The organism is Campylobacter lari, from assembly GCF_001017575.1.
GTDB classification, from domain to species: Bacteria; Campylobacterota; Campylobacteria; order Campylobacterales; family Campylobacteraceae; genus Campylobacter_D; species Campylobacter_D lari_C.
In genome coordinates, this window is the sequence record NZ_CP011372.1 from 728,566 (window position 1) to 754,951 (window position 26,386).

Annotated in this window: 26 protein-coding genes; 14 read left to right on the forward strand and 12 right to left on the reverse strand. The window is 29.3% G+C overall.

What is annotated here, in order from left to right; all coding sequences use genetic code 11:
* Nucleotides 1–29: 29 nt before the first annotated feature.
* The 6 genes from CD56_RS03840 to mog are packed head-to-tail and all read left to right on the forward strand — an operon-like array spanning nt 30 to nt 7,399.
* Nucleotides 30–1,436 (forward strand): COG3400 family protein, encoded by a 1,407-nt coding sequence (locus tag CD56_RS03840; protein ID WP_047208238.1) that lies wholly within the window; start codon nt 30–32, stop codon nt 1,434–1,436.
* Nucleotides 1,437–1,443: 7 nt separating this feature from the next.
* Nucleotides 1,444–2,502 carry a 3-dehydroquinate synthase gene (gene aroB, locus CD56_RS03845; protein ID WP_047208239.1) on the forward strand — a complete coding sequence of 353 codons (1,059 nt, stop codon included), beginning with the start codon at nt 1,444–1,446 and terminating at the stop codon, nt 2,500–2,502.
* Nucleotides 2,499–4,028: a mechanosensitive ion channel domain-containing protein gene (locus CD56_RS03850; RefSeq protein WP_047208240.1), complete on the forward strand. Its 1,530-nt coding sequence runs from the start codon at nt 2,499–2,501 to the stop codon at nt 4,026–4,028. Before aroB ends, CD56_RS03850 begins: the two co-directional genes overlap by 4 nt.
* Entirely contained in the window at nt 4,025–5,281 is a 1,257-nt protein-coding gene (gene mtaB, locus CD56_RS03855; protein WP_047208241.1) for a tRNA (N(6)-L-threonylcarbamoyladenosine(37)-C(2))-methylthiotransferase MtaB, read from the forward strand. The genes CD56_RS03850 and mtaB overlap by 4 nt, the downstream gene beginning before the upstream one ends.
* A complete protein-coding gene (locus CD56_RS03860) occupies nt 5,271–6,869 on the forward strand; it encodes an AAA family ATPase (protein WP_047208242.1) in 1,599 nt (532 codons plus the stop codon). The genes mtaB and CD56_RS03860 overlap by 11 nt, the downstream gene beginning before the upstream one ends.
* A 2-nt stretch (nt 6,870–6,871) precedes the next feature.
* Nucleotides 6,872–7,399 carry a molybdopterin adenylyltransferase gene (gene mog, locus CD56_RS03865; RefSeq protein ID WP_047208243.1) on the forward strand — a complete coding sequence of 176 codons (528 nt, stop codon included), beginning with the start codon at nt 6,872–6,874 and terminating at the stop codon, nt 7,397–7,399.
* Nucleotides 7,400–7,411: 12 nt separating this feature from the next.
* Here mog and CD56_RS03870 read toward each other — a convergent pair whose 3' ends face one another.
* From CD56_RS03870 to CD56_RS03915, 10 genes are read right to left on the reverse strand one after another with little or no spacing between them, the layout of a single operon-like run.
* Nucleotides 7,412–7,786, reverse strand: coding sequence for a rhodanese-like domain-containing protein (locus CD56_RS03870; RefSeq protein WP_039618177.1), 375 nt, complete (start codon nt 7,784–7,786; stop codon nt 7,412–7,414).
* A gap of 2 nt (nt 7,787–7,788) precedes the next feature.
* A complete protein-coding gene (locus CD56_RS03875) occupies nt 7,789–8,121 on the reverse strand; it encodes a rhodanese-like domain-containing protein (protein WP_039628276.1) in 333 nt (110 codons plus the stop codon).
* Entirely contained in the window at nt 8,118–9,947 is a 1,830-nt protein-coding gene (gene htpG / locus CD56_RS03880) for a molecular chaperone HtpG (protein WP_047208244.1), read from the reverse strand. Before htpG ends, CD56_RS03875 begins: the two co-directional genes overlap by 4 nt.
* An 11-nt stretch (nt 9,948–9,958) precedes the next feature.
* The gene (gene crcB / locus CD56_RS03885; protein ID WP_047208245.1) at nt 9,959–10,327 is read right to left on the reverse strand and encodes a fluoride efflux transporter CrcB; all 369 of its coding nucleotides are present in this window, start codon (nt 10,325–10,327) and stop codon (nt 9,959–9,961) included.
* Nucleotides 10,324–11,013 carry a lysophospholipid acyltransferase family protein gene (locus CD56_RS03890; protein WP_047208246.1) on the reverse strand — a complete coding sequence of 230 codons (690 nt, stop codon included), beginning with the start codon at nt 11,011–11,013 and terminating at the stop codon, nt 10,324–10,326. Before CD56_RS03890 ends, crcB begins: the two co-directional genes overlap by 4 nt.
* Entirely contained in the window at nt 10,991–12,196 is a 1,206-nt protein-coding gene (locus CD56_RS03895; protein WP_052768371.1) for an SH3 domain-containing protein, read from the reverse strand. The genes CD56_RS03890 and CD56_RS03895 overlap by 23 nt, the downstream gene beginning before the upstream one ends.
* A complete protein-coding gene (gene purQ, locus CD56_RS03900; protein ID WP_047208247.1) occupies nt 12,190–12,840 on the reverse strand; it encodes a phosphoribosylformylglycinamidine synthase subunit PurQ in 651 nt (216 codons plus the stop codon). Before purQ ends, CD56_RS03895 begins: the two co-directional genes overlap by 7 nt.
* On the reverse strand, nt 12,837–13,073 hold the full coding sequence (purS, locus tag CD56_RS03905) for a phosphoribosylformylglycinamidine synthase subunit PurS (RefSeq protein ID WP_039618190.1): 237 nt from the start codon (nt 13,071–13,073) through the stop codon (nt 12,837–12,839). The genes purQ and purS overlap by 4 nt, the downstream gene beginning before the upstream one ends.
* An 8-nt stretch (nt 13,074–13,081) precedes the next feature.
* Complete coding sequence (gene purC / locus CD56_RS03910) at nt 13,082–13,795, reverse strand: phosphoribosylaminoimidazolesuccinocarboxamide synthase (RefSeq protein ID WP_047208248.1); 714 nt, start codon at nt 13,793–13,795, stop codon at nt 13,082–13,084.
* 1 nt (nt 13,796) lies between these two features.
* Nucleotides 13,797–15,113, reverse strand: a complete 1,317-nt coding sequence (locus CD56_RS03915; RefSeq protein ID WP_047208249.1) for a S41 family peptidase — start codon at nt 15,111–15,113, stop codon at nt 13,797–13,799.
* A 206-nt stretch (nt 15,114–15,319) separates the two neighbouring features.
* Here CD56_RS03915 and CD56_RS03920 point away from each other — a divergent pair, with 206 nt between their 5' ends.
* The 5 genes from CD56_RS03920 to CD56_RS03940 all read left to right on the forward strand — a co-directional run bounded on the left by CD56_RS03920 (nt 15,320) and on the right by CD56_RS03940 (nt 22,148).
* Nucleotides 15,320–17,893 (forward strand): ATP-dependent Clp protease ATP-binding subunit, encoded by a 2,574-nt coding sequence (locus tag CD56_RS03920; protein ID WP_047208250.1) that lies wholly within the window; start codon nt 15,320–15,322, stop codon nt 17,891–17,893.
* Nucleotides 17,894–18,052: 159 nt separating this feature from the next.
* Nucleotides 18,053–19,192, forward strand: a complete 1,140-nt coding sequence (locus CD56_RS03925) for a [NiFe] hydrogenase, small subunit (protein ID WP_039628286.1) — start codon at nt 18,053–18,055, stop codon at nt 19,190–19,192.
* 2 nt (nt 19,193–19,194) lie between these two features.
* Complete coding sequence (locus CD56_RS03930; protein ID WP_039618199.1) at nt 19,195–20,910, forward strand: nickel-dependent hydrogenase large subunit; 1,716 nt, start codon at nt 19,195–19,197, stop codon at nt 20,908–20,910.
* A 15-nt stretch (nt 20,911–20,925) separates the two neighbouring features.
* The gene (gene cybH, locus CD56_RS03935; RefSeq protein ID WP_047208251.1) at nt 20,926–21,618 is read left to right on the forward strand and encodes a Ni/Fe-hydrogenase, b-type cytochrome subunit; all 693 of its coding nucleotides are present in this window, start codon (nt 20,926–20,928) and stop codon (nt 21,616–21,618) included.
* Nucleotides 21,615–22,148 (forward strand): HyaD/HybD family hydrogenase maturation endopeptidase, encoded by a 534-nt coding sequence (locus tag CD56_RS03940; protein ID WP_047208252.1) that lies wholly within the window; start codon nt 21,615–21,617, stop codon nt 22,146–22,148. Before cybH ends, CD56_RS03940 begins: the two co-directional genes overlap by 4 nt.
* Nucleotides 22,149–22,169: 21 nt before the next feature.
* Here the strand turns inward: CD56_RS03940 and CD56_RS03945 are convergent, their stop codons facing one another.
* Nucleotides 22,170–22,592, reverse strand: coding sequence for a PepSY-like domain-containing protein (locus CD56_RS03945; protein ID WP_047208253.1), 423 nt, complete (start codon nt 22,590–22,592; stop codon nt 22,170–22,172).
* A gap of 133 nt (nt 22,593–22,725) precedes the next feature.
* Here CD56_RS03945 and gltX point away from each other — a divergent pair, with 133 nt between their 5' ends.
* From gltX to CD56_RS03960, 3 genes are read left to right on the forward strand one after another with little or no spacing between them, the layout of a single operon-like run.
* Nucleotides 22,726–24,021, forward strand: coding sequence for a glutamate--tRNA ligase (gene gltX / locus CD56_RS03950; RefSeq protein ID WP_047208254.1), 1,296 nt, complete (start codon nt 22,726–22,728; stop codon nt 24,019–24,021).
* A gap of 1 nt (nt 24,022) precedes the next feature.
* A complete protein-coding gene (locus CD56_RS03955; protein WP_012661430.1) occupies nt 24,023–24,310 on the forward strand; it encodes a YggT family protein in 288 nt (95 codons plus the stop codon).
* Nucleotides 24,311–25,948 carry a lytic transglycosylase domain-containing protein gene (locus tag CD56_RS03960; RefSeq protein WP_080956333.1) on the forward strand — a complete coding sequence of 546 codons (1,638 nt, stop codon included), beginning with the start codon at nt 24,311–24,313 and terminating at the stop codon, nt 25,946–25,948. It abuts the gene before it with no gap.
* Here the strand turns inward: CD56_RS03960 and CD56_RS08270 are convergent.
* Nucleotides 25,836–26,330: a hypothetical protein gene (locus tag CD56_RS08270; RefSeq protein WP_143297039.1), complete on the reverse strand. Its 495-nt coding sequence runs from the start codon at nt 26,328–26,330 to the stop codon at nt 25,836–25,838. The two genes, CD56_RS03960 and CD56_RS08270, sit on opposite strands and share 113 nt — an antisense overlap.
* Nucleotides 26,331–26,386 lie beyond the last annotated feature (56 nt).

The window sequence follows — 26,386 nt, forward strand, 5'->3', positions numbered from 1 at the left end:
TAATTATATTTTGTATTTTAGAGGTATAAATGAATAAAATTTTATTATTAGCTGATGGAGTTTATGCGAAGGATTTTTTAAAGAAAATTCATAGCAATAAAACCTTTAAAGAGTCCTTGAGTGTTGTTTATTATAATGATGAAAGCGTAGATTTAAGCTTAGAAAATGAACAAATTTCTTTTTACAAGTTTGATCCTACTAGTTTGATTAAGTTAGAAAATTTGCTAAAGGAAAATTTCCATCAAGCTATCATTTATATGCAAGAAGAAGCTGATATGCTAGCTTGTTATAAAAATTTAAGAAAATTACATTCAAGATTAAATATAGTTATCATGGATTTATGGAATAGTCAAATTGATGATAATTTTTGTGAAGTGATTAATATCTATGATACTTTAAGCACAAGATTAACAGGTTGTTTGGATAATATGCCATCAACTGCTCAATTTATAGGACTTGGACAAGGTGAGATTATGGAGGTTAGAATTCCTGCAGGATCAAGCTTTGCATATAGGCATATAAGTTCTATTAGTCAAAAACGTTTCAAAATTGTAATGGTTTATAGAAATAATGAATTTATCCTAGCAAGACCTGGGCTTATTTTGATGCCAAATGATAGTATTTTAATCGTAGGCGATCCTAAAGTTTTACAAAGTGTTTTTACTAATGTTAAAACAAGCTTAGGACGCTTCCCATCGCCTTTTGGGGATAATATACTTTGTATTATAGATATGAAAAAAATGAGTGAGTTTGCTATAGAAAAGCTTATTTTTGCAAGCTTGCTTTTGCATATAAGGATTAATAGTAAAAAACTTTATTTTAAAGTGATTAATCCCACTTTAACTCCTATGTATTATAAACTTAAAGCCTTGCATAAAAATAGTACCGAAGTGATATTTGACTATGAAAGTACAAATATAAAAAATATCAAACCTTTTGTGGAAAATACTAGCATAGGTTTGCTAGTGGTGGAAGATTATCTTTTTGAAAAAGAAAAAAGTTTTCTTTTTACTTTAAAAATTCCTGTGTTAAAAGCTGGTAAAGGGGACTTTGCTGACTTGAAATCATCAGTAGTTTTAAGCTCAAATTTTGATGATGTGGAGGGTATTGCTTCTATTATGCTTGATTTAAATAAGCAAATTCAACTAGGACTTGCTTTGTATTATTATGCTTTAAAATTAAATAAAGCAGAAATTTTTGAATATCATCAATATTTTGAAAGCCTTTCAAAGCTTCACGATGAAAAATTACTTTTGATAGAAGAAAAAGAACATAATCCTATCAATAAATTTTCTTACAAACAAAATGTATTGCATTTTGTACCATTTAATGAAAAAATTTTAGGTAGTAATTTTAATAAAATTTTAAAAACAGATTTAAATACGATATATTATAAGATGAATAAAAATTATCAATTATTTATACCATCGCTGTGAGAAAATAATGCAAGTTAAGGTAAATTTAGATAAAAATACAAGTTATAATGTCTATATAAATGAACTAGAAGAGTTGAATTTTGATACTAAAGTGGTGATTTTAACTAATGAATTAGTTGCAAAATTACATTTAGATACACTTTTGAAAAAAATCCATGCTAAAGAGCTTTTTGTTATAAAAATCAAAGATGGTGAAGAATATAAAAATTTACAAACCATAGAATATATCTTAGATCAAATGTGTACTTATAAGCTAGATAGAAAAAGCTTGCTTATAAGCTTTGGTGGTGGTGTGATCTCTGATATGGGTGGTTTTGTAGCAAGCATATATCAAAGAGGGATAGAATTTATTAATATCCCTACAACTTTACTAGCTTGCGTGGATGCAAGTGTGGGTGGTAAAACCGGAGTAAATAATAAATTTGGCAAAAACTTAATAGGCACATTTTATCAGCCAAAAGCAGTTTATTGTGAGAGTAAGTTTTTGAAAACTTTACCTTCAAGAGAATTAGCTGCTGGTATGGCTGAATTTATTAAAATGGCTGTGGTTTTTGATGAGGAAATTTTATCTTTTTTGGAAAAATTAGATGAGAATAAATTTTTAAACGCTAAATTAGATGATATTGTCTTGGCTCAAATCATTCAAAAAAGCATAGAACTTAAAGCTAATGTGGTTTCGCAAGATGAAAAAGAAAATGGCTTAAGAATGCTTTTAAATTACGGTCATACTTTTGCTCATGTTATAGAAAATCAAACAGAGTATAAAAAATACTTACATGGTGAAGCTGTGGCTATAGGTATGAATATGGCAAATATTTTAGCATTAAATTTAGGGTTATTAAATGAGCAAGAATGTCAAAGGGTACAAAATTTACTTGTGAGATTTAAATTGCCCATATCTTATAAAATTCCAAATATACATGATTTTTATAATGCTTTTTTCTTGGATAAAAAAACGCATTATCAAAAGATTAATTTCATTTTAGCTTGTGGCTTGGGAAAAGCTTGCATAAAAAATGATATATCTAAAGAAGATATTTTACACGCTTTAGAGGTGTTTGCATGAAAAAGTTTTTTTTGATTTTATGTTTGCCTTTTGTGTTGCTTTTAGCGCAAGATGATGTAAAACATTTAGAGCAAAAATTAAATGAGTTACATAATAATCTAGCATACAATACTTGGGTAATCAAATATAATAATTTTAATATTTATAAAAAAACCCAAGATGAAATTTTAACTTTGGAAAAAGAAAGTTTAAAGGCTAATGAGCGTAATAAAAGTATAATAGAAAGACAAATTTTGATTTTAAAAGAAAGATTAGAGCTTTTAAGTGAGTATAAGAGCGCTAATTTCTCTAAGATGGTTTTAGCACCTGAAGAAGTCGATAAGATGGACAAGCTCACCAATCCTTTAGCTATTATTTCAGCATATTCGCACATAAAAAAACTAAGACGTGATAAGGAAGAGTATATTAATCTTTTAAATAGTTTTAAGCAAACCTTAGATGAGCTTATAAAAGAAAATGTTTTGGTAGCTGAGATAGCTAAGTTAGCTCCTAGTAAAGAATATGATGAATACTTAAAAGCTTCTAACCAAATGGTAAGGGATTTCTCGCAAACCTTACGTTTTGGAGAAATTTCTTATTCTGTGTATGAGAAAAAAATCCAAGAAGAGATTGAAAAAACAACTGCTTCTATTAAAATTCAAGGTGTAAGAGCTTTTAATATAGTTTTGGCTATTATTATTGTTATAGCTATAGCATTTTTACTCAAATTTATAGCTAGAAAATACATAGGCGATAACGATCGTTTTTATACAGCAAATAAAATTATTAATTTTATTAATATTAATGTGATTATTTTAATTTTGCTTTTTGGTTATATTGAAAATATCAGTTATTTAGTTACTGTACTTGGGTTTGCTTCTGCTGGTTTGGCTATTGCCATGAAAGATATGTTTATGTCTATGCTTGGTTGGTGTGTGATAGTTTTTGGTGGGAGTTTTAGAGTAGGCGATAGAGTTAGAGTTTTTCAAAATAACACGCATTATATTGGTGATATAATTGATATTTCATTTTTGAGAATAACTTTATATGAAGATATTTCTTTGCTAACTTATACAGATAATAGAAGAAGTGGTAGGATAATTTTTATACCAAATAATTTTATTTTTACTAATCTCATATCAAATTATACCCATCATGGAATGAAGACAGTTTGGGATGGACTTGATATTACTTTGACTTTTGATTCAAATCATCAAAAAGCTTTAGAGATAGTAGAAGAAATTGTCACAAAAGCTTCTAAAGGCTATACAAAGTTAGCCAAAGAATCCATGAGTAAATTAAGAAATGAATATAGCATTAGAAATCCTAAAGTAGAGCCTAGATTTTTTACATTTTTAGAAGGTTATGGTATGAGAATTTCTGCTTGGTATATGACAAATTCTTATGCGGCTTTGATTTTAAGAAGTAATATTAGCAAAGAAATAATTAATGAATTTAATAAACATCATGATATAAAAATAGCTTATCCATCGCAAAATTTATATATGGCAAAACATGAATTTATAGAAAATAAGGAAGATATTTGAAAAAAAAGGTATTTTTTAAAACTTTTGGTTGTAGAACCAATATTTATGATACACAATTGTTAAAAACCTACATTAAAGATCATGATATCACACAAAATGAGCAAGAAGCTGATGTGATAGTGATAAATTCTTGCACAGTTACAAATGGTGCTGATAGTGGGCTTAGAAGCTATATTAATGGTGTAAAGAAAAATGGAGTTAAGGTTATACTTACAGGTTGTGGTGCTGTAAGTAAGGGAAAGGATTTTTTTGATAAAAAAGAAATTTTTGGAGTTTTAGGAGCTTCTAATAAAGATAAAATCAATGAGCTAATCTCACAAGATAAAGCCTTTTATGAGCTTGGAAATTTACGCTTTATTGATACAAAAATTGTAAGTAATTATGAAAATCACACTAAAGCTTTTGTGAAAATTCAAGAAGGATGTGACTTTGCTTGTAGTTATTGTATAATCCCAAGTGTTAGGGGTAAATCAAGAAGTATGCCAAGTGAAGAAATAATAAAACAAATCAAACTTTTAGCTCAAAATGGTTATAGTGAAGTAGTTTTAACAGGTACTAATATAGGAAGCTATGGTTTAAAAGATAAAACCACACTTGGAAAATTATTACAAGAAATAGGTAAGATTAATGGCATAAAAAGAGTAAGGCTTGGGAGTTTGGAGCCTGCTCAAATTGATGAGAGTTTTAAAGAAATTTTAGATGAGCCTTGGCTTGAAAAGCATTTGCATATTGCTCTGCAGCATACTCATGAGAAAATGCTACGTATAATGCGCAGAAGATCACATACGCAAAATGATTTAGCATTGTTTAATGAGTTAAGTCAAAAAGGTTTTGCTTTAGGAACAGACTTTATCGTAGCGCACCCTGGAGAAAGTGAATTAATATGGCAAGAAGCTTTAGAAAATTTCAAGCAATTTAAACTTACGCATATTCATGCTTTTATTTTCTCACCGCGTGATGGAACGCATTCTGCTTCTATGAGTGAGCGAATTAATGGTGAAATAGCCAAAGAAAGATTAAATATTTTAAAAGATATAGTCGCACAAAATAATTATGAGTTTAGAAAAAGTCAAAAAGGTACTTTAGAAATTTTAGTAGAAAGTAAAAAAGATGATTTTTATGAAGGCTATGATCAGTTTTTTAATAAAATCAAAATTACAAGCAAAGAAGATATTGCTAAACAATGGATAAATATTGAAAAATATGAATGCAAAGAAGATTGTAACTATGTAAGGCTAGAGGATGAAAAATAAAAAGATTATCTTAGCTTCATTTTTATTGCTTTGTGTTTTTGTAATAGTTGCGTTTATAAAAAATCAACCTGATTATATTAGTAAAGCTGCTTACGAAGAGCTTTTAGAGCAAAATTTGATCCAAAAAGCCATAGTAGAAAATAATGAAATATTATTAAAAAGCAAAGAAGGAAATTTTTTAATTGCTAAAGATGTAGTGGATTTAAATGCTTTATGGCAAAAAATTCCTTTAGAATATGCTAAAGATTATAATTTAAGTGAGTTTTTTTTGATCTTTATTTTGCTTGCTTTTCTTGTAAGTTTTTTACTTTTTCTTAATAAAAAAAATAAAGATAGGCAAAATTTACTTTCTTTAGAAAAAAATATTTTAGAAAAAAATGAACAAAATAACACTATACAAGATGTAGTAAGTGAAGTTAAATTTAAAGATGTAGCAGGTGTTGATGAGGCTAAGGTAGAGCTTTTAGAAATCGTTGATTTTTTAAAAAATCCTCAAAAATATAAAGATTTTGGCGTAAAAATGCCAAAAGGCGTTTTATTAGTAGGGCCTCCTGGAGTGGGAAAAACTTTGATAGCAAAAGCAGTAGCAGGCGAAGCTGGGGTGCCATTTTTTTATCAAAGTGGGGCTAGTTTTGTAGAAATTTATGTAGGTATGGGCGCAAAAAGAGTTAGAGAGCTTTTTTTAAAAGCTAAATCAAAGGCTCCAAGTATTATTTTTATAGATGAAATTGACGCAGTTGGTAAAAGTAGGGGAGATTTTTCTAATGTAGAAAGAGATAATACTCTAAATCAACTTTTAACTCAAATGGATGGATTTGAAGATAATAGTGGGGTTATAGTAATGGCCGCTACAAATAAAATCGATCTTATGGATAATGCGTTATTAAGATCAGGGCGTTTTGATAGAAGAATTTTTATATCTTTGCCTGATTTTAAAGATAGAATGCATATTTTACAAAATTATATGAAAGAAAAAAAATCTAGTGTAGATTTAGAAAAAATTGCAAAAGCTAGTGTGGGTTTTAGCGGAGCAGCTTTAGAGACTTTAGTTAATGAAGCGGCTATTAATGCTATAAGAAGAAAATCAGATTTAATAGAAGAAAATGATTTTTTTGCAGTGCTTAATAAGGTTTTAATGGGTAAAAAAAAGATTTTCTCTCTAAGTGATAAAGAAAGAAAAATTCAAGCCACATACCAAGCAGCTAAAGCTTTGTGTGCTTTTTATTTTGATGTTAAATTTGAAAAAATTACTTTGATAGAAGATAGATTTAAAGAGTATGAAAATACCATCAAATCAAAATCAGAATTGCTAAACAAAATAAAAGTTTTTCTAGCAGGCTCAGTTGCCATGGAGCTTATTTTTAATGAAAGCTATACTAATGCACAAAGTGATCTTTTGAAGGTTAAAGAATTGCTTACTTTCATGGAAACTTTTGCTATGGCAAATGAGGGTTTATTACAAGAGCAAAAGCAAGAAGTGAAAGAATTTTTAGAATTAATGAAAGAAAAAGTAGTGAGATTAGCTAACATTCTTTTAGAAAATGAAAAAATAGAAAAACAAGATGTAGAAAAAATCATAATGGAGTAAAAATGGTAAAAATAGGAATTTTAGTACTTTCAGATAGAGCAAGTAGCGGAGTTTATGAAGATAAATCCGGAGTAGAGATAGAAAAAATTTTAGATTCTTATATAAAAAATGAAAAAAGTTTTTATTATGAGCTAATTCCTGATGAGTATGATTTAATCATAGAAAAATTAGCTTATTTGGCTGATGAAGTAAAATGTGATTTGATTTTTACTACAGGGGGTACAGGGCCTGCTTTGCGTGATGTGACACCAGAAGCAACACAAGCAGTGTGTGATAAAATGCTTCCAGGTTTTGGGGAGTTAATGCGTGCAAAAAGCTTAGAATATGTACCAACAGCTATACTTTCAAGACAAAGCGCGGGTATAAAAGGAAAATCATTGATTGTTAACTTACCGGGTAATCCAAAAGCTATAAGAGAATGCATTGAGCCTATATTTCCTGCTATACCTTATTGTGTGGATTTAATAGGTGGAGCTTATATTGAAAATAATGAAGAAGTAATTTCTGTATTTAGACCAAAGAAAAAGTAAGTCTAGCTAGACTTACTTTGAGGTTTTATAACCTTGCGATAAAAGTGCGTTCATACCGCCTTTTAAATTAGTAACTTCTATGCCATTTTGATCTAGTAAAGCAGAAGCTTTAGCGCTTCTTGAACCACTTCTACAAACTATAGCGATAGGTTTGTCACTTGAAATCTTTTTAATTTCCTCGATGAAATTTTCATTTAAGCTACCATCTTCATTGTAAAAGCTAATTTTAATGGCATTTTTTATAGTACCAGTTTGCGCCCATTCGCTAGGTTTTCTAACATCAATTACTTGATAATTTTCTAAAATTCCTGCGTTAATATCAATATTTTTAACTTCTGCTAAAACAAAACTAGCACAAAGTGCCAAAGATAAAAATATTTTTTTCATAATCAACCTTCTTTTGTTGCTTCATAACCTTGTGATAAAAGCGCTACCATGCCACCATCTAAATTAGTGCATTCTATACCTAGAGCATCTTCTATCATCATAGCAGTGTGTTTGCTTCTTGAGCCTGTAGCACATACAAAGGCTATGTTTTTATTTTGATAATCTACTTTTTCTTTAAACTCTTGGATGAAATTTTCATTCATAAAGCCATTATCATCGCAAAGTGCGATGAGTATAGCTTCTTTTATAACCCCGCTTTTCCATTCGCTAGGAGTTCTTACATCTATAATGCAAAATTCGTGTAAAATATCTTTAGAAATAGCTATATTTTTCATTTTTCTAAAGCCTTAGAAATGATTTTGCTTAAAGCATTGTTAAATTCACTAGGGTTGTCTATACCCATACCTTCGCTAAGTTTAGCCATATTTAAAAGAATATGTGCCATTTCATTAGCTAAGGTATCATTTTCTTTTAAGGCTTTTAAAATTTCATGATTAGGATTAATTTCAAGTATAGGTTTAACTTGCTGTTCTTGCCCCATTTGTTTAAGAATTTGTTGCATAGCAAAATCAGGTTTATTTTGATCATAAACAATACAACTTGGACTATTTGAAAGTCTTTGGCTAAGTTTTACTTCTTCAACTTCATCTTTTAAAACTTCTTTTATTTTGATGAGTAAGCTTGCAAATTCAGCCTTTTGTTCTTCGCTAGTTTCTTCACTAGCTAGATGGTTAATAGCACTAAATTTTAAGCCTTCAAATTCATTCATCATAGGCATAACTATGGTATCAATTTCCTCATCAAGCAATAAAACATTGATATTTTTTTGTTTATAGCTTTCAAGTAATGGAGAATTTCTTAAAAGTTTTTCATTTTTTCCGCTAATATAAAAAATTTCATTTTGACCTTCAGCTAAGTTTTGTTTATACTCTTCAAGATCAATTAATTCTTCTTTATTTGAGTTTTTAAAGTATAAAAGCTTAGCTATAGCGTCTTTATTTTCACCAAAACCATATAAACCTTCTTTTAAAACTTTTCCAAAGTTTTCATGGAATTTAAGATAGTTTTCTTTATCTTTTTCTTTGAATTTTTTAAGTTCTGCTAGGATTTTTTTAACACTTGCTTCTTGAACGCTTTTTAAGATTTTATTTTCCTGTAAAATTTCACGGCTTACATTAAGCGGTAAATCTTCTACATCAATAATCCCGCGTACAAATCTTAAATAAGTTGGTAATAATTCTTTATCATCATCGCTTATAAAAACTCTTTTAACATAAAGTTTTAAACCACTTTTATAATCTACTCTATATAAATCAAACGGAGCTTGTGCAGGTATAAAGAATAAAGAATTATACTCTATAGAACCTTCAGCTTTTGTGTGGATATAAAGCATAGGTTTGTTTGAGTCATGAAAGTTTTGCTCATAAAATCTTTCATAATCTTCAGCTTTTAAGCTTGCTTTATTTTGTCTCCATAAAGCACTTGCTGTATTAATTTGAGTGTTTTTTAATTCTTTTTTAGGTTCTTTTTCACCTTCTTCTAATGGTAAATATTCTTCTTTTTCCATAAAAATAGGAAATTGTATATGATTTGAGTATTTTTCTACTATACTTTCAATGCGATATGAGTTTAAAAACTCTTCATCTTTTAAATGCAAGGTTATACAAGTGCCTTGTTCATCTTTATTTGCATCTTCTATTTCATAACCACTAGCATCAGAAGTCCAAAGGTAAGCTTTATCATCTAATGCCTTTTTGCTTAAAACTTCTATTTTAGAAGCTACCATAAAAGCAGAGTAAAAGCCTACGCCAAATTGTCCTATAAGTTGAGAGTCTTTTTTGGCATCGCCACTTAAGTTTTCTAAAAAGCTTTTTGTACCACTTTTGGCAATGGTTCCAAGATGATTGATCAAATCTTCTTTATTCATACCTATGCCATTATCGCTTATGGTTAGGGTTTTTGCTTCTTGATTGAAGTTGATTTGAATTTTTGGTTCAAATTTTAAATTTTTATAAGCATCATCACTCACGCTTAAATAGCTAAGTTTATCAAGTGCATCACTTGCATTAGAAATAAGCTCTCTTAAAAAAATTTCTTTGTTTGAATACAAAGAATGAATCATAAGTTGTAAAAGTTGATTAACTTCAGTTTGAAATTGCATTTATATCTCCTTTATTTAAAAATTAAAAAACCAATCCACACTGCCAAAAGACAAAGGATAACATTTAAAATAATATTTAGAAAAAAGTGAAAATAATCACCACTTTGCAAAAATAACAAATTTTCATAAGAAAAAGTTGAAAAAGTCGTAAAAGCACTTAAAAAACCCGTACTAATTAAACTTTTAGTAAAAATATGCACACCTTTAGAGTTTGCATAAGAAAAAAACAAGCCCATTAAAAAAGAACCTATAATATTAACAAGTAAAGTGCCATAGGGAAAATCATGTGGAATGATTTTATTAAAAAAGCTACTAGCAAGCATTCTAGATATGGCTCCTAAAAAGCCACCAAAACCTACAGCCAAAACCGTACTAATCAAGCTTTTGACCTTTCGTTATCTAAGATTGTTTGCATTTTTTCTCTAGTTTGATCAAGCCAATCTTCTTTGCTTGTATCAACAAGATCAAGAAACACTACTTTTAAAATGCCACTCTTTGCACTAAATTTTTGTGTATCTAAAATTTTAGCTGAATCAACAATTACCACAGGTTGGACTTTTAGCTTAAGTTTTTCACTTAAAATTTTAGCTCCAACTTTAAATTTTAAAAGTTTTTGTGTTTTAGATCTTGTACCTTCTGGAAAAATAGCTAAGATTCTATCTTCTTTTAGTCTTTCTTTGGCTTCTTTTAAAAGTTTTACTAGACCTTTTGGGCTTCTATCTATACAAATAATTTTAGGTTTTTTAATCAAAGTTTTAAAAACAGGGAGTTCGCCAAGTTCTTTTTTGGCTATCCAAGATATATTTTTTGGACATAGATCTTCCAAAACAACTATATCTAACAAGCTTTGGTGATTGATTAAAAGTAAATTAGCTTGAGGGTGTATAGAACCTTGAGTTTGGATTTTATAATTTATTATATATTTTTGCAGTTTTGACCATGCTTTTCTGATTTTCCAAATTTTTTCTTGTGATTGTAATAATAAAAAGGCAATACATAAAAATATAATAGATAAAATAAATTCAATCCAAAATATTAAAGCTTTAAATCTTTGATAAATCTTCACTTTTTACCCAGCCTATTTTTCCATTATTAAATAAAATTTTTTTATATTCATCTCTTGAATCTAGCACTTCTACTTCTTGTTTATATTTTCCAGAATAAAAATGAGTTGAATTTAGAGTTGGTAAAATTTGCACTTTACTTTCAGCTTTTAATATAGCTTTATATATGTTATTTTGGGCTAAAAAACTTGCTATTAGAGCTAAAATCGCTAAACCTAAAGCTACATAGCTTTTCTTAAATACAAACCATAAAGCAAAAATACCACACAAGCTCCATAAAAACACTTGTTTGTAAAAATTAAAGTCATTGGTTTTTGGATTTAAATCACTTTGTGTGCTTATACTATCTTCTTTAAGTTCTATTTTTAAGGAAAAATCTTTTAGTTCTTTAGAATTTAAATTAAAATAAGAAAAATCAAAACGCGTTTTGCTTTTATCTAAAATAGCATAATAAAACCCACTTTGCTTTTCAAAATCACCTTTAATAGCTTCTATACCTTGTTTTTGAATATCTTTTATATTAAAACTTGCTAGATTTGTATTTTCTCCTGCAAGTTCTATGAATAAAATTATATTATCATTATCAAAACTACTTGCTTTTATTTGTTTTACTTCTAAATTACTTGCAACTATGTGTGAGTATTTATTAGAAGGAGCATCAATTTTTTTAAGTCTAATAGGTTTTATAATTAATGATGAGCTTTGAAAAATATGATCATTTCTGCTTAAAGAAACGATGATTTTATTTAAATTAGCATTTAAACTTTTAGCTTCAAACCATAATTTTGTATGATATGAATTAGCCTTTTGCTCCCAAATGGGATTAGGATTAATCCAAAGCATATCATCATTTTTTTCAAAGCTCACATTTAAATCAAAACTTACATTAGTTGTGGTAATAACCTCAAGATCTATAGCAAAAGCTTCATCTATGAAAGCTTCATCAGTGTATTCTTTTGCATTTAATACCAAAGAGCCTTGAGGAATAAAATTTTCATCATTGATTTTACTTTCGTAATTACTCTCATCGCTTGGAGCGATAGTTTGATATATTTGCTTAGCTTGATCGTCCAATTGATTGTAATTTTTTTCTAAGGTATTGTAATCTTCAAAAACGCTATTTTCTTGAGCATATAAATTAAACGCTAGTAAAAAAATACAAAAAACTTTGAAGGTTTTTAGCAATTTAAAAATCCTTCAAACATTTTAAGTCCTACTTTTGAGCCAAGTATATCATCACACATTCTTTCAGGGTGTGGCATAAGTCCAAAGATTTTTTTATTCTCATCACAAATTCCAGCTATATCGCTTAAGGAGCCATTTGGATTATTGATATATCTTAATAAAATCATATCTTTATCTTCTAGCATTTTAATACCATCTTCGCTATTAAAATAATTTCCTTCTCCATGAGCAATAGGTAATTCTATAATGTCATTTTTTTGGAAATTTTTCAAAAAAGCATTATTGTTTGATACTACTTGCAATGCTTGCATTTTAGAAATAAAACTTAGGCTATTATTATGTTTCATAGCTCCCTTTAAAAGACCAAGTTCTAATAAAATTTGAAAACCATTGCAAATACCTAGGACATAGCCACCTTTTTGCACATGTTCTTTAAGTGTTTTCATAGCAGGAGCAAGTTTTGCAATAGCTGCACATCTTAAATAATCTCCATAAGAAAATCCACCTGGTAAAACGATTAAATCCGCACTAAAATCTTGTCTTTCATGCCAAATGATTTCAGTTTTTACGCCTAGTTTTTCAAAAGCATAAGCTGTATCAAACTCACAATTAGTTCCAGGAAAACGAATAATAGCTACTTTCATAATATTATCTCATAATCTTCTATCACGGTATTTGCAAGTAATTCTTTACACATCAAATCAACTTGTTTTAAAGCTTCTTCTTTATCATCACAAGCTATATCAAAACTAATTTGTTTTGAGGTTTTAACATTTGCTATGTTATTAAAATCTAAAGAATGCAAAGCCTTTTCTATAGCTTTGCCTTGGGGATCTAAAACCCCATTTTTAAGTGTGATATTTACAGTTACTTTCATTCTTTTTCCTAACTTAAAATTCTTTTTAATACTTCTTCATAGGCCATTTTTACATTGCCTAAGTCTTGTCTAAAGCGATCTTTGTCTAATTTTTCATTAGTTTTACTATCCCAAAATCTACAACTATCAGGACTAATTTCATCAGCTAGTATCATATTTCCTTCGCTATCAATACCAAATTCTAATTTAAAATCAATCAATCTTAATCCTTTGGACTCAAAGAATTTAACTAAGATAGAATTAATATGTCTTGCGGTATTTTTGATTAATTCTAAATCTTTTTCACTTTTTACTAAATTTAAAATCAAACAATGCTCGTCATTGATGATAGGATCGCCCAAATCATCATTTTTATAACAAAACTCAACTACAGCAAAAGGTAAAATTGTGCCTTCTTTAATACCTAATCTTTTTGTCAAAGATCCTGTAGCTACATTTCTAGTAATAACTTCAATAGGTATAATATTGCATTTTTTAACAATTTGTTCTTTATCGCTGATAGTTTCTACTAGATGTGTTTTAATACCTTCTTTTTCTAAAAGATGAAAAATTTCAGTGCTAATTTTACAATTTAATGCACCTTTTCCTGCTTCATTACCTTTTTTTTCTGCATTAAAAGCAGTTAAATCATCTTTAAATTCTGTGATGAGTACATTCTCATCATCAGTCTTAAACATTTTTTTACCTTTTCCCTCGTATAAAAGATCTAGTTTTGTTGCCATTTTACTCTCCTTTTGTGATGTTTAAAATTTTGATTGCGTCAATTGCTGTTTTTAGCTGTATATCATTATCAATTTGTTCTTTGGTGATGATATTTTTATCTTCTTTGTTATCTTTTTTCTTTTCTTGATGTCCGATTTTATCAAGTTCAGCTTGTAGGTGTTTTTTTAGATCGCTTTCTTTGATTTCAAAGCCATGATTTTCTTCTTTACTTACTTTTCCTGGGAATACTTCTATATCAGGACTAACCCCGACAGCTTGTATGGTTCTACCACTTGGTAAATAATATTTTGCTATAGTAAGTCTTAAGCCTTCTTTACCTTTTTCATCCATAGGTAATATAAGTTGCACACTACCTTTTCCAAAGGTTTTTTCACCCACTATAATAGCACGTTTAAAATCTTGTAAAGCCCCACTTACAATCTCACTTGCACTAGCGCTACCACCATTTACAAGCACTACTAAAGGTGCGTTGGTGATTTTTTTACTAGGATTTGCTTTAAATTCTACATTCTCACTTTCTATTTTTCCTTTTTGTGAGACAATGACTCCTTTATCTACGAAAAGATTTACCAAACCTACAGCTTGATTTAAAATACCACCTGGGTTAGTTCTAAGATCTAGTATAATTCCTTTTACATTAGAATGTTTTTTGATTGCTTTACTAGCTTCATCTACGACATTTTTATCAAAATTAGTCACTCTTAAATAAAGCAAGTTTTCATTTTCAATTAGTTTTGTATAAACACTATCTACTTTTATAATATCTCTTTTTAAATTAACATCAAATGGTTTTGCATCGCCTTTTCTATAGATAGTTAGAGTAACCTTTGTCTTAGGTTCTCCACGCATTTTAGAAACAGCTTCATTTAAAGTCATACCTAAGGTTGATTCGTTATTAATTCTTAAAATAATATCATCAGTTTTAATGCCTGCTTTATCTGCTGGGCTTCCTTCTATAGGAGCTACAACGCTAATTGCTCCATCTTTTTGCGTAATAGTAAAGCCAAGTCCTCCAAATTCTCCATTAGTTTGTTCTTTAAGTTCTTTATAGCCTTTTTCATCTAAGAAAGAAGAATGAGCATCTAAATTTGTTAGCAAACCTGCTATGGATTTATCAACCAAATCTGTATAATTAACATCATCAACATAGTATTGTTCTATGATAGACATGGTTCTTGTGAGTTTAGATAAAGCTTCTATTTTCTTTTCTGCTTCACTAGGAGCGGGGTTTTTAGCTTGTAAATTCGTAAAAATAAAAGAAGCAGTTACTAAACTACAAATGCTAGCTGCGATAATAAGATTTCTTTTTGTCTTCAAAGGAAAAACTCCAAAATAAATATGAATTCATAAAATAATTGTCTAATTTTAGTTATTTTTGCTTAAAAAATCGTAAATAAAGTAAATATTTTTATGATATTAGTGTGTATATATAAAAAATTATTTATAAATATAACTAAATAAACTTGACAATAATAGACTAAAGTTATATAATACACTTCATATAAAAGTAAAAAGGAGTAAAAATGGCAAATATACAAGATTTTTTAACAGATTCTATGCTTTCAAATATAGAAAGTGCGATTTCTTTAGCCATTCATTCTAAGAATAGTGAAATAAAACCTTTGCATTTATTATGGGCTTTAAGTGTTGATAGTTCAAGTTTACTAAATCAAGTTTTTAATAAATTAAATGTTTCTAAAGAGGCATTTGAGTTAGAAGTAAAAAGTAAAATTTCATTTTTTCCTACTAGCTCAAATGTAAATAAAGATAATATTAAATTTTCAAATGAATTTATTAATTCTTTAGAAAAAGCAAAAGGCTTGGCTTTAGAAAACAAAGACAGTTATTTAGCTGTGGATATGTGGCTTGTCTCAGAAAGTACAAATGGGGTTGTTAAAGAACTTTTATCTCAATTTGTAGATTTAAATGAGTTTAAAAAAGAATTAGAATTCATTAGAGCTGGAGCTAAAATAGAAACTAAAACAAGCGATGAAACGCTTGATTCTTTGTCTAAATTTGGTATTGATTTGACTATGAAAGCTAAAAACAATGAGCTTGATCCTGTTATAGGCAGAGAAGAAGAAATTCAAAGATTAATGCAAATTTTAATCAGAAAAACTAAAAATAATCCTATTTTATTAGGTGAGCCAGGGGTAGGAAAAACTGCTGTAGTAGAAGCTTTAGCACAAAGGATAGTAAAAAAAGATGTTCCTACTTCATTGCAAAATAAAAAAGTCATAGCTTTGGATATGAGTGCTTTAATAGCAGGAGCAAAATACAGAGGTGAATTTGAAGATAGATTAAAAGCTGTTGTAAATGAAGTAATAAAACATAAAAATATTATTTTATTTATAGATGAAATTCACACCATTGTAGGTGCGGGTGCAAATGAAGGAAGTATGGATGCAGCAAATATTTTAAAACCTGCTTTAGCAAGAGGTGAGCTTCATACTATAGGCGCTACAACCTTAAAAGAATATAGAAAATATTTTGAAAAAGATGCGGCTTTGCAAAGAAGATTTCAACCTGTAAATGTAGCTGAACCTAGCGTGAATGAAGCTTTAGCAATGTTAAGAGGTATAAAAGAAAAATTAGAAATTCATCATAATGTAACTATTAATGATAGTGCCTTAGTAGCAGCTGCAAAACTATCTAAGCGTTATATAGCTAATAGATTTTTACCTGATAAGGCGATTGATTTAATTGATGAGGCCGCAGCAGAATTAAAAATGCAAATAGAAAGTGAGCCAAATTCATTAAGAAAGGTTAGAAAACAAATTGAAAGCTTAGAAGTAGAAAACGAAGCTTTAAAAATGGAAGAAAACGAAGCTAACGAAAAAAGATTAGAAGAGATCAAAAAAGAATTAGCAAATTTAAAAGAAGAGCAAATTAAACTTAATGCTAAATTTGAAAATGAAAAAGCAGTATTTAATGGCATAAGTGCAAAGAAAAAAGAAATCGATACTTTAAAAAATGAAGCTATTTTAGCTAAAAACAAAGGAGATTTCCAAAAAGCTGCTGAAATAGAATATGGCAAAATTTTAGAGTGTGAAAAAGAGGTATTAAATTTAGAAGAAAAATGGAAACAAATGACCCAAGAAGGAGTTTTGCTTAAAAATCAAGTAGATGAGGATTTAGTAGCTGACATTTTAAGTAAATGGACGGGTATTAGCGTGCAAAAAATGCTTACATCTGAAAAGCAAAAATATTTACACATTCAAGAGTATTTGCAAGAAAGTGTCATAGGGCAAGATGAGGCTTTAAGTGCCTTGGCTAAAGCTATTAAGCGTAATAAAGCAGGGCTAAATCAAGCAACTAAGCCTATAGGAAGTTTTTTGTTTTTAGGGCCAACTGGAGTAGGTAAAACAGAAAGTGCAAAAGCTTTGGCTAAATTTTTATTTGATGATGAAAAAGCTATGGTGCGTTTTGATATGAGTGAATTTATGGAAAAACATAGCGTATCAAGACTTTTAGGTGCACCTCCAGGGTATATAGGGCATGAAGAAGGCGGGGAGCTAACTGAAGCTGTTAGAAGAAAGCCTTATAGTGTGATTTTATTTGATGAAGTAGAAAAAGCTCATAAAGATGTATTTAATATACTTTTGGGAATTTTAGATGATGGTAGGGCTACAGATAGTAAAGGTGTAACGGTTGATTTTACTAATGCTATCATTATCTTAACTTCTAATATAGGTGCAAATTTTATTATGGAGTTAAAGGGCGAAGAAAGAGAAAAGGCTATTAAAGAAGCCCTTAGAAGCTTTTTTAGACCTGAGTTTTTAAATCGTTTAGATGATATTATTACTTTTAATCCTTTAGGGGAAATTGAAGCTGAAAAAATAGTTAAATTGCTTTTTAATACCTTACAAAAAAGTCTTGAAAATAAAGGTATTAAAGCAAGTTTGAGCGATAATGCTGCTAGGTTGATAGCAAAGGTTGGTTTTGATGTAGATTTTGGCGCAAGACCATTAAAAAGAGCTTTATATGATATGGTAGAAGATAAATTAAGTGATATGATATTATCGGATGAATTAAATGAAAATGATGAGATTATTATAGATTCTAAAAACGATGAGATTGTCATTATTAAACAATAAGCAAGTGCAATACTTGCTTATTTTAGAGTAAAAATCTCCTATTAACATTAAATTGTAAATACTTCGTATATTTGTTTAAAAAATTATTATTTTTTATCTATTCTTAACAATAAATATTTTAAAATCTTTAATGATATTTCTATATTTAAGGAACAACAAATGAGTGATTTAGATATTTTTAATCGCCGTTTAGACGCATTAGAAAAACTTCCTCTTTTGAAAAATGAGATTTCTATCTCTAAAGCTTTAGAGCAATCAGGTTTTTCAAGAAGAGATTTTATGAAATGGGCTAGTGCAATGACTGCATTTTTAGCACTACCTGCTAGCTTTACTCCAGTAGTTGCAAGAGCTGCTGAGCTTAGTGATAGACTTCCAGTGATTTGGCTTCATATGGCTGAATGTACAGGATGTTCTGAGAGTTTATTAAGAAGTGATGCTCCTACTATAGATAGTTTGATTTTTGATCATATTTCTTTAGAATATCATGAAACTATAATGGGTGCAGCAGGTTGGCAAGCTGAGCATAATCTTGAAGCTGCTATGGAAAAATATAAAGGCAGATATATTTTAATGGTAGAAGGTGGTATACCAACAGGTGCTACAGAAAACTTTTTAACCATAGGACCACACGGTAAAACAGGAAAACAAATAGCACAACAAGCTTGTGATAATGCTTTGGCCATTTTTGCTATAGGTACCTGTTCAGCTTTTGGTGGTATTCAAGCTGCTAGACCTAATCCAAGTAATGCTGTGAGTTTAAGTAAAGTTACAAATAAAACAGTTATTAATGTTCCAGGTTGTCCTCCAAGCGAGAAAAACATTATAGGTAATGTGATTCATTATATATTGTATCAAACATTACCAGCGCTTGATGCTTACAATAGGCCAAAATGGGCTTATGCTTTAAGAATTCATGATCTTTGCGAAAGAAGAGGACGCTTTGATGCGGGTGAGTTTGTGCAACAATTTGGTGATGAGGGGGCAAAAAAAGGATATTGTCTTTATAAGGTAGGTTGTAAAGGACCTTATACTTTTAATAACTGCTCAAAAGAAAGATTTAATCAACATACTTCATGGCCGGTACAAGCTGGACATGGTTGTATAGGTTGTTCTGAACCGGATTTTTGGGATACTATGGGACCTTTTGAAGAAGTGATGGCAGGAAGATTATTTGATACTGTTTATGGTTTGGGTGCGGATAGTATTTCAGATAAAATTGGTATAGGTGTGCTTTGTGTAACAGGTGTTGCTGTTGCTGCGCATGCTGTGATTGCTTCATTAGAAAAGAATAAGGATTAAGAATGTCAAAAAGAATTATTATAGATCCACTTACTAGAATAGAAGGACACTTAAGAGTTGAAGTGGTAGTTGATGAAAATAATGTCATTAAAGAAGCATATTCAGGATCAACTCTATGGAGAGGTTTAGAAACTATTGTAAAAGGTCGTGATCCAAGAGATGCAGGCTTTTTAACTCAAAGAATTTGTGGTGTTTGTACTTTTTCACATTATAGAGCAGGGATTATTGCAGTGGAAAATGCTTTAGGTATTACTCCACCATTAAATGCTGTTTTAACTAGAACTTTAATGAATGCAGCTTTATATATGCATGATCATCCTGTGCATTTTTATCAACTTCATGGGCTTGATTTTGTTGATGTTGTAAGTGCTTTAAGTGCTGATGTGAAAAAAGCAAGCGATGAAGCGTTTAAATACACTGACATGCCTTATGCAACAGGTGCAGATAAACTTTTAGAAGTACAACAAAGACTAAAAACCTTTGTAGATAAAGGAAATCTTGGACCATTTGCAAATGCTTATTATGGACACGCAACTTATCGCTTTACTCCTGAGCAAAACCTTATTGCACTTTCGCATTATTTGGAATGTTTAAGAATTCAAAGAACAATAGCTCAAGCTATGGCGATTTTTGGTGCTAAAAATCCTCATCCACAAAGCTTAACAGTAGGTGGTGTAACTTGTGTTATGGATCTTTTAAATCCATCAAGAATGGCTGAATATATGACTAAATTCCAAGAAGTAGCTGATTTTATTAATCGTGCTTATTATCCGGATTTAATCATGGCAGCAAAAGCTTATTCTAAAGAAGCAAGTGTGCTAAATGATGTAGGGGTAAATAACTTCTATACTGAAAGAGAATTCCAGGTTTCAAGTGATGAGTGGTTGTTTGAAGGTGGTATTATTAGAAATGGTGATTTGAGTAAAGTTGAAGAAGTAGATGAAGCTAAAATCACCGAGGAAGCTACAAGAGCTTGGTATGCAGACAATGAAGCTTTACATCCTTATGATGGTAAAACTAATCCAAACTATACAGGCTTAATTGATGGTGAAAGTATTGATGATAAAGGCAATATGGTTCATAGTAAGGTATTTGATACCAAAGGCAAATACAGTTGGATTAAAGCTCCAAGATATGAAAATTTACCTATGCAAGTTGGACCATTAGCAAATATTTTAGTTAATTATGCTAAGGGTAATAAAATCGTAGTAGAAGCGGTTGATTCATTCTTAAAAGCTACGAATTTACCAGTTAAAGCACTTATGAGTACTTTAGGAAGAACGGGTGCTAGAGCGATTGAAGCTAAAATCATTGCTGATCATGGTTTAAAAGCATTTAATTCTTTGGTTGAAAATTTAAAAACAGATGAAAGTACTTGTGCTACTTATGTAATCGATAAAAATAAAGAATACAAAGGTAGATTTATGGGAAGTGCGCCTCGTGGTGCGTTGAGTCATTGGTGTAGAATTAAAAATGGTGTAATTGAAAATTGGCAAGCAGTAGTACCTTCTACTTGGAATGCAAGTCCAAAAGATGCAAATGGAGTAGGCGGTAGCTATGAGCAATGTCTTATCGGTATGAAACTAGCTGATGTTAAACAACCTTTAGAGGTAATAAGAGCTATTCACTCTTATGATCCTTGTATAGCATGTGCTGTACATGTAATGGATACTAAAGGTAATAATCTTAGCGAGTATAAAGTAAATGTAAATTTATAAGGAAAGGACTTTAGTATGGATTCTAAACATTCCTTAAAATCAAACAGAAAGGCCGAGTATGAATTTAGTATCGGCCTTCGTTTCACACATTGGTTAAGAGCGGTTGCAATTGTGATTTTGGTGGGAACTGGATATTATATTTCTTATGTATTTCAATCTCCTTCTATTTCATCTGAGCCAACTTTATTCATGCAGGCAAAATACCGCATGGTGCACCAAATTTTTGGTTTTATTATGATAGCTTGTGTGCTTTTTAAAACATATTTGTTCTTTTTTGATTCAAAAAGTGCAAATGAAAGAAGAAGTATCAAAGATATTTTTAATGTAAAATTATGGATAGAGCAGATTAAATTTTACATTTTCTTAGGAAAGCACCCGCATTTACAAGGCGTATATAATCCTTTGCAATTTGCAACTTATTTTTTCTTTTATCTTGTTATGTTTGGGCTTATTTTAACAGGTCTAATCCTTTATATGCATGTATATCATGAAGGCTTGGGTGGATTTTTATACAATATCTTAAGACCTATTGAGGTAATGCTAGGTGGATTAGCTGATGTTAGAACCTACCATAGAATTTTAATGTGGGTTGTGTTGATTTTTGTTCCAGTGCATATTTATATGGCTGTGTTTAACTCGGTTAAAGGCAAAGATGGTGCTTTAGATGCTATCTTTAGTGGTTATAAATTTGTAAGAGAAAATCATTGAAACTTCTAATTTTAGGCATTGGTAATATTATGTTTGCAGATGAGGGCTTAGGCGTTCATCTTTGCAAACTTCTAGAAAAAAATTATAAGTTTTATCACGAAAAAGACTCAGTGAGCTTTGTAGATGGTGGAACTTTGGCTTTACAACTTAGTTATATCATCGCTGATTATGATGAAATGGTTGTGATTGATTGTATTGCAGCAGATGATGCTAAGATCGGAGATATTTTTTTCTTTCCTTATGATGCAATGCCAAAAAAAGTTAATTGGAGTGGTAGTGCACATGAGGTTGAAATGCTTCAAACTTTACAATATATGGAGCTTATGGGAGATTTGCCTAAAACTCAAATTTTAGCCTGTGTGCCAAAACGCATAGAACCATTGAGTTTTGAACTTTCAAAAGAAGTCTTAAATGCTTTAGAAAAAATGGAGAAAATTTTACTTGATTTTTTAGAGAAGAAAGGCTTTACTTATGAGAGAGTTGCTAATTATAATATACAAGAGCTTGCTCTAAATTCTTATAAAAGCTAAGCAAAAAGCTTAGCTTAATTTTTAATCATCAAATTTTTGTCCTAAGAAATTTCCATTTGCATCAGTATAAATTTCCATCATATTATTTAGTTTAAATTTATAGCCTTGAATTTCTTTTTCAACTTTAATTATACTTGCATTTGGGTGCATTTTCTTAATCGTTGCTAAAACATTTGGATTTAAAAAAGAAGTATCAATCGGTCTGTATTTTGCATCAATTTCTTTCCAATCTCCATTGATGAAAAACTCAAGTTCAGTTCCATTGTCTAAATAAACATCAAAGCTATCAATATCTTGTTTAACTAAAGCTATGTTTGAGCCTATAAAGTGTTTTTGTATAAAATTTTTAGAATTTGTCGGTAAAGCATTTACACCTACAACCATATCTTTAGCAAAAACACAACTTGCTAGAGCTAATGCCATTAAAGCTATTTTTAATTTCATTTTTTATCCTTTAAATTGAATTATTTGTGAAATCATATAAATATTAAGTGAATTTTGTGTGAACTTTGTTTTTTTAAAATAAATAGCAAGTATTTAATTGTATAATGATAAAAAAGTTTTAAAAGGATAAATAATGTATAGGTTTGCACCATCGCCTACTGGAGATATACATATTGGAAATTTAAGAGCAGCTTTGTTTAATTATATTAAAGCAAGACAAGAAAATTCTGATTTTATTTTGCGTATTGAAGATACGGATAATGCTAGAAATATTGCTGGAAAAGAAGAAGAAATAAAAACTATTTTGAAAGAATTTGGTATAACTTGGCAGCATTATTATATACAAAGTGAAAATTTGAAATTTCATCGTCAAATGGCTTTAAAGTTAGTAAGTGAAAAAAAAGCTTTTGCTTGTTTTTGCACTGAGGATGAATTAGCTCATAAAAAAGAATTAGCTAAAAGTAAAAATCAAGCATATAGATACGATGGCACTTGTGAAAAATTAGCAGATATTGATGTGTTAAATTGTGAAAAACCTTTTGTAATCCGTCTTAAAAAACCTCAATCTCAAATGCAATTTACTGATTATATTAAAGGCGAGATTAGTTTTAATCCTGATGATATTGATAGTTTTGTGATTATGAGAGCGGATAAAACCCCAACTTATAATTTTGCTTGTGCGGTTGATGATATGTTAGAAGGTGTTACTTGTATTATAAGGGGAGAAGATCATGTCTCAAATACTCCTAAACAAGAACATATTAGAACTAGTTTGGGTTATGATAAAAGTATGACTTATGCACATTTACCTATCATTTTAAATGAAGAGGGTGTTAAAATGAGCAAAAGAGAGGCTCATTCTAGTGTGAAATGGATGCTTGATAATGGATATTTAGCAAGTGCTATTGCAAATTATTTAATCCTTTTAGGTAATAAAACCCCAAAAGAGATTTTTACTTTAGAAGAAGCTATAGAATGGTTTGATTTGAAAAAAGTTTCAAAATCTCCAGCAAGATTTGATACTAAGCGCTTAATGCAAATTAACCGTGAGCATATAAAAATGCTTGATAATGATAAATTAAATTCTTTGTTAAATTTAGGTAAAGATGTAGCAGAGCTTGCAAAATTTTACACTCAAGAAGCTAGCACTCTAAATGAAATCAAAGAAAAAATACAAGCTATTTTTGCAGTTAAAAATTATAATGAATTTGAAAATGAATGTAAGTTGATTAAAGAGGTTTTAAAAGATTTAGATTTGCCTCAAGAATACGATGAGTTTAAAAAGATTTTGATGGAAAAAACAAATTTAAAAGGTAAAAATTTCTTTATGCCTTTACGTTTAGTATTAACAGGGGTTACTCACGGACCTGAAATGAGTGAAATTTATACTTTAATTAAACCTTTTGTTAAAGAAATTATAAAGGAGTAAAATGGGAGTTGGAACAAGTTTGATTGTGTCTTTGGTACAAATTTTTTCTTTAGTGATTGAAATTTATGTGTGGATTATAATTATTGCTGCATTGATTTCTTGGGTAAGACCTGATCCTTATAATCCTATAGTGCAAATTTTATATCGTTTAACTAATCCTGCTTATGCTTTTGTAAGAAGATTTATTCCTACTACTATAGGAAGCATTGATTTAGCACCTTTGATTATTATTTTAGGGTTAAAATTTATTCAAATATTTTTATCAAATTTAATTTTAGGAAGTTTATAAGTGTTGAAAAAAAGTGTAGTATTGCTTTTAGCTGGAGTAGTTTTTGCAAATAGTGCTATGTATTCTTATAAAGAATTAGAGCAAAAACCAAATTCTTTAGCTAAGGATTATTATTTATATCGTTTATTGGAAAAAAATGAATTTAAAAAAGAAGAAGTTGAAGGTTTAAAAGAACATATTTATCGTTATGCAGGGCGTATTAAAAATGCTATTGAAGCGATCATTCCACCTTTGGGGTATAATAAAGAATATGAAGCTTGTTATAAATTTAACACACAAAATATCTTAGATGCTAATGCTACTTGTCAGCTTATAAGATTAAATAGTTTAACTTTTATACAAGATCTTAATACTACAACGCGTAATGAAATGAAAAAAATTATCCCACAAGATAATCCAAATTTAGTAAAACTCTTAGAAGCTTTTGATGCTAAAGATCCTTTAAGTTATGCGGTTTTAAATTATGATAGTGTAAATTTTTATAAAATTTATGGTTTTTTAAAAGATAAAAAGGATTTTTTTTTAGAAAAAGATTTTGTTGATGAATTAGCAAAAGAAAAAGAATTTACAAATTTTGTAAAAGAAATTATCATTAAGAAAAAAAGTCCATTGATAAGAAAATCTTTGGTCAATGTGGATGCAAATTTAACTTTTCAAGATAATGCTTTTTATCTGGGTGTGAATGCTATTTTAGAAAATGACGATAAAAAAGCACTAGAGTTTTTTCAAGTAGCAAAAGATACTTTTAAAAGTAAGCCTTTAGCAGATAATGCAAATTTTTGGATTTATTTAATCACTCAAGATAAAAAGTATCTTGATGAGCTTGCTCAAAGTGATTCTTTAAATATTTATAGTCTTTATGCAAGGGAGTTAAAGGGTCTACCTTTGCCTAAAATAGAAGAATTAAAGCCAAAAAAACAAAAAAATGATTTTGATATGAAAGATCCTTTTGCTTGGCAAAAACTTGCAAAAGAAATTGCAAAAGGTACTCCTAATGAGCTAAAAAAGCTTGCAAAAGATTTTTATACTAAAGAAAATATTGCTATTTATGCTTATATTAAAGAAAGAGCTGAGGGTTTTAAAAAACATTATTTTATTATGCCTTATTTTGAGTATTTAAAAGATTATTCTACACAAAGAAAGGCTATGATTTTAGCTTTAGCTAGACAAGAAAGTCGTTTTATACCAACAGCAATTTCAACTTCTTATGCTTTGGGTATTATGCAATTTATTCCATTTTTGGCTAATCATATAGGCAATAAAGAGTTACAAATTCCAAATTTTGATCAAGATATGCTTTTTGATCCAAAAACAGCTTATACTTTTGCAAATCATCATTTAGATTATTTAGAATCTAAACTTAATTCTCCAGTATTTGTGGCTTATGCTTATAATGGAGGTATAGGATTTACCACTAGAATGCTCAAAAGAGAAGATATGTTTAGAGCTGGAAAGTACGAACCATTTTTATCTATGGAGCTTGTTCCTTATGCAGAAAGTAGGGTGTATGCTAAAAAGGTTTTAGCTAATTATATTGTGTATTTGCATCTTCTGAACGATAATACACCGATTTCGAAATTTTTTGAAACTTTAACTCAAAACACTGATTCTCAAAACACAAATCAAGTTTCAAAATAGGTTTTTGTATTAACTCATCAAGGGTGATTTTGTAATAACTTGCATAATCACTTTTGATGATGTATTTAAATAACTCATCATTTTGATCTAAGGTTTTTAAGTTAGTTTTTTCTCCATCTATGAGTATTGAAATTTGTTCTTGTTTGATATTGATATTTGGTAAAAAACTAAGCACAAAAACTTCTTGTTGACTTTTTTCATCTAATACAGGATTTAGATAACTTAACAAAGCTACTACTCGATTATCTTTATAATTAAAATTGATTTTTTGTGCATACATAAGAGTTTGGCTTTTTAAATCGATTTCACTTTGTTTTTGGGTTTTATTTGAACATGCAGTAAAAATAAGTGTTAAAAAAATAATCATATAAATTTTTTTCATATTTTATTCCTAATTTTTTTATAATTATAAGCTTTTAACTTTTAAAAAGATATAAT

Excerpts from the sequence above, each read along its gene's own strand:
- gltX (WP_047208254.1), top strand. The coding sequence starts at position 22,726 with ATGTATAGGTTTGCACCATCGCCTACTGGAGATATACATATTGGAAAT.
- CD56_RS03925 (WP_039628286.1), top strand. The coding sequence starts at position 18,053 with ATGAGTGATTTAGATATTTTTAATCGCCGTTTAGACGCATTAGAAAAA.
- CD56_RS03860 (WP_047208242.1), top strand. The coding sequence starts at position 5,271 with ATGAAAAATAAAAAGATTATCTTAGCTTCATTTTTATTGCTTTGTGTT.
- CD56_RS03850 (WP_047208240.1), top strand. The coding sequence starts at position 2,499 with ATGAAAAAGTTTTTTTTGATTTTATGTTTGCCTTTTGTGTTGCTTTTA.
- CD56_RS03870 (WP_039618177.1), bottom strand. The coding sequence starts at position 7,786 with ATGAAAAAAATATTTTTATCTTTGGCACTTTGTGCTAGTTTTGTTTTA.
- CD56_RS03930 (WP_039618199.1), top strand. The coding sequence starts at position 19,195 with ATGTCAAAAAGAATTATTATAGATCCACTTACTAGAATAGAAGGACAC.
- cybH (WP_047208251.1), top strand. The coding sequence starts at position 20,926 with ATGGATTCTAAACATTCCTTAAAATCAAACAGAAAGGCCGAGTATGAA.
- CD56_RS03945 (WP_047208253.1), bottom strand. The coding sequence starts at position 22,592 with ATGAAATTAAAAATAGCTTTAATGGCATTAGCTCTAGCAAGTTGTGTT.
- CD56_RS08270 (WP_143297039.1), bottom strand. The coding sequence starts at position 26,330 with ATGAAAAAAATTTATATGATTATTTTTTTAACACTTATTTTTACTGCA.
- CD56_RS03955 (WP_012661430.1), top strand. The coding sequence starts at position 24,023 with ATGGGAGTTGGAACAAGTTTGATTGTGTCTTTGGTACAAATTTTTTCT.
- CD56_RS03920 (WP_047208250.1), top strand. The coding sequence starts at position 15,320 with ATGGCAAATATACAAGATTTTTTAACAGATTCTATGCTTTCAAATATA.
- purS (WP_039618190.1), bottom strand. The coding sequence starts at position 13,073 with ATGAAAGTAACTGTAAATATCACACTTAAAAATGGGGTTTTAGATCCC.
- CD56_RS03840 (WP_047208238.1), top strand. The coding sequence starts at position 30 with ATGAATAAAATTTTATTATTAGCTGATGGAGTTTATGCGAAGGATTTT.
- htpG (WP_047208244.1), bottom strand. The coding sequence starts at position 9,947 with ATGCAATTTCAAACTGAAGTTAATCAACTTTTACAACTTATGATTCAT.
- CD56_RS03875 (WP_039628276.1), bottom strand. The coding sequence starts at position 8,121 with ATGAAAAATATAGCTATTTCTAAAGATATTTTACACGAATTTTGCATT.
- aroB (WP_047208239.1), top strand. The coding sequence starts at position 1,444 with ATGCAAGTTAAGGTAAATTTAGATAAAAATACAAGTTATAATGTCTAT.
- purQ (WP_047208247.1), bottom strand. The coding sequence starts at position 12,840 with ATGAAAGTAGCTATTATTCGTTTTCCTGGAACTAATTGTGAGTTTGAT.
- mog (WP_047208243.1), top strand. The coding sequence starts at position 6,872 with ATGGTAAAAATAGGAATTTTAGTACTTTCAGATAGAGCAAGTAGCGGA.
- purC (WP_047208248.1), bottom strand. The coding sequence starts at position 13,795 with ATGGCAACAAAACTAGATCTTTTATACGAGGGAAAAGGTAAAAAAATG.